We start from the raw sequence: 2,098 nt of genomic DNA on the forward strand, positions 1-2,098 counted from the left end.
CGGGTCCTGGGACATCGCCGCCAGCACCGCACGGGCGCCCCGGTCCGGATCGCCGGGTTGCTGGCCGTCCTGCGCGACCATCGACGTGCGGATCCGGCCACTGCTGGTGGCTGGGCGGCGAGGTCTCGGGCGAGACCGCGATCAGGGCAGCGGTGGCCGAGCACGCGGCGGAGGGCGTCGACGTGATCAAGGTGCTGGCCACGGGCGGCGAGATCACGCCGGGCACGCGGCCGTACCTGCCGCAGTTCACCCCCGCGGAACTGGCCGCGGCGGCGGATGAGGCACACCGCCACGGCCTGCCGGCCGCCGCACACGCACACAGCGCGGGAGCGATCGCGGCCGCGGTGGACGCGGGCTTCGACACGATCGAGCACGCGTCGTTCCTGACGGAGACCGGCGCCGCCGCGGACGCCGCCGTGATCGCGAAACTGGCGGCGAGCGAGTCGGTGGTCTCGGCGACGCTCGGCTACCTGCCGGGCCAGCCGGTCTCGCCCCGCACGGCCGCGATCTCCGCGACCCTGACGGCGATCTTCACCCAGCAACGGCAGGCCGGGGTACGGATGATCGTCACCAGCGACGCCGGCATCGACCCGTCGAAACCGCACGACGTCCTGCCGTACGCCGCGGAGATGTTCCTGCGCTTCGGCGACGAGCCGGAAGCGGCGCTGCGCGCGGTGACCGCCGACGCGGCCGCCGCCTGCGGGGTGGGCACGACGAAGGGCCGGGTGGCCGCGGGCTACGACGCGGACCTGCTGGCGGTATCGGGTGACCCGACGACGGACATCACGGCGCTGCGCGAGGTCGAGGCGGTCTTCCGTGCCGGGGTGCGGGTGCGCTAGCCCTCGGGCTTGACGGCGCCGTAGAGGAAGACGTCGACAAGGTCCTCGATCGCGACGGTTCGGGGCCCGCTCTGCCCACCGACCCGCGCGGGGAACAGCAGACCGAGGAACGCGTTGGTGAGCGTCGCGACCGGCAGCCGCAGGCGATCCTTGTCGGGCTCGATCAACTCGGCGACGGCCTCGAAGGTGGCACTGACGGACCGCTCACGCTCACCGGCCTGCGGCGCGGGCCGCCGATGCCCGGTGTGCCCGGTAGCGTGCAACGACCCGAGCACGGACCCGACGCGGGCGAAGTGCGCTTCGAGCGCGTCGGCGGCGTCGACGAGCCGGACGGCGAGCGGTTGATCGAGCGAGATGGACCGCAGCTCCTGCAACACGACGGACGGATCGAGCGCCGCGGCCACGACGGCTTCGAGCACGGCCTGCTTGTCGTCGAAGACGCGAAAGATGGTCGCCTCCCCGATGCCGGCGGCCCGCGCGATCTGCGCGGTGGTCACGGCGGCGCCATGCTCGGCCACCAACGGCAAGGCGGCGCGCACAACAGCCTCACGCCGCTGCTCAGGACTCATCCCGGGCGCCCGCCGCCGGGTCTCGGTCTCACTCATGCCGCCACCCTCATACCTCGACACATGTTCAGGTCAAGCTGATGGGGTCAGCCTAGCGGAGTAAGCACTCACTCCGCCAGAAGAAGTGAGCACTCACTCCACCGAAACACATGCCAACGCACGTGGCCGCACGTTTCTAGGTGTGAGCGGCCCGCAGGGGTGGCCGGTGGCCGCGACGGCTGGTCGCCGCTTGGGGCCGGGCGAGGGGCGTGGTGGCCGCTGGATCATCGCGCCAAAGCCGCCCTGGGCCGCGGCCGTGGCCGGCGGCCAGTCGTCATGGTCCGTGCTTGTAGTCCGCGGCCGTAGCCGCGACGGCTGGTCGTCGCTGGAGCCCGGGTTGTGTCCACCGGGCCGCGCACGGAGCGGTGGCCGCGGGGGTCGGGCCATCGCGCGCGGAGACGGTCCGGGGCCGTGGCCAAGGCGCTAAGCCGCGGTCCGTGCTGCGACCGCCACGATGGCTGACCGGCCGTGGCCGGAGGCCTGGCGCCCGCGACCAGCCGTTCCTGTTGCTCGCCATTGCGCAACAACTGGAACGGATCACGGCGCGGATCGCGGTGAGCGCGCTGGCCCGCAAGGTGCAGGTCGAGCACCTCGACGGCAGCGCGGTCGAGATCCCGAACGGCGTGGACGTCGCCCGCTTCGCGTCGGCGTTGC

Annotated in this window: 2 protein-coding genes and 1 pseudogene; 2 read left to right on the top strand and 1 reads right to left on the bottom strand. The window is 73.0% G+C overall.

Annotated elements, in window-relative coordinates; all coding sequences use genetic code 11:
• Window positions 1–110 precede the first annotated feature (110 nt).
• A complete protein-coding gene (locus AB0H87_RS41180) occupies window positions 111–839 on the top strand; it encodes an amidohydrolase family protein (RefSeq protein WP_360159123.1) in 729 nt (242 codons plus the stop codon).
• Here the strand turns inward: AB0H87_RS41180 and AB0H87_RS41185 are convergent.
• The gene (locus AB0H87_RS41185; RefSeq protein WP_360159120.1) at window positions 836–1,444 is read right to left on the bottom strand and encodes a TetR/AcrR family transcriptional regulator; all 609 of its coding nucleotides are present in this window, start codon (window positions 1,442–1,444) and stop codon (window positions 836–838) included. The two genes, AB0H87_RS41180 and AB0H87_RS41185, sit on opposite strands and share 4 nt — an antisense overlap.
• 527 nt (window positions 1,445–1,971) lie before the next feature.
• Here AB0H87_RS41185 and AB0H87_RS41190 point away from each other — a divergent pair.
• Window positions 1,972–2,098: pseudogene (locus AB0H87_RS41190) on the top strand (alpha-(1-2)-phosphatidylinositol mannosyltransferase); the annotation flags it as partial.

The sequence above is a fragment of the Asanoa sp. NPDC050611 genome (genome assembly GCF_040654855.1).
Lineage (GTDB): Bacteria > Actinomycetota > Actinomycetes > Mycobacteriales > Micromonosporaceae > Asanoa.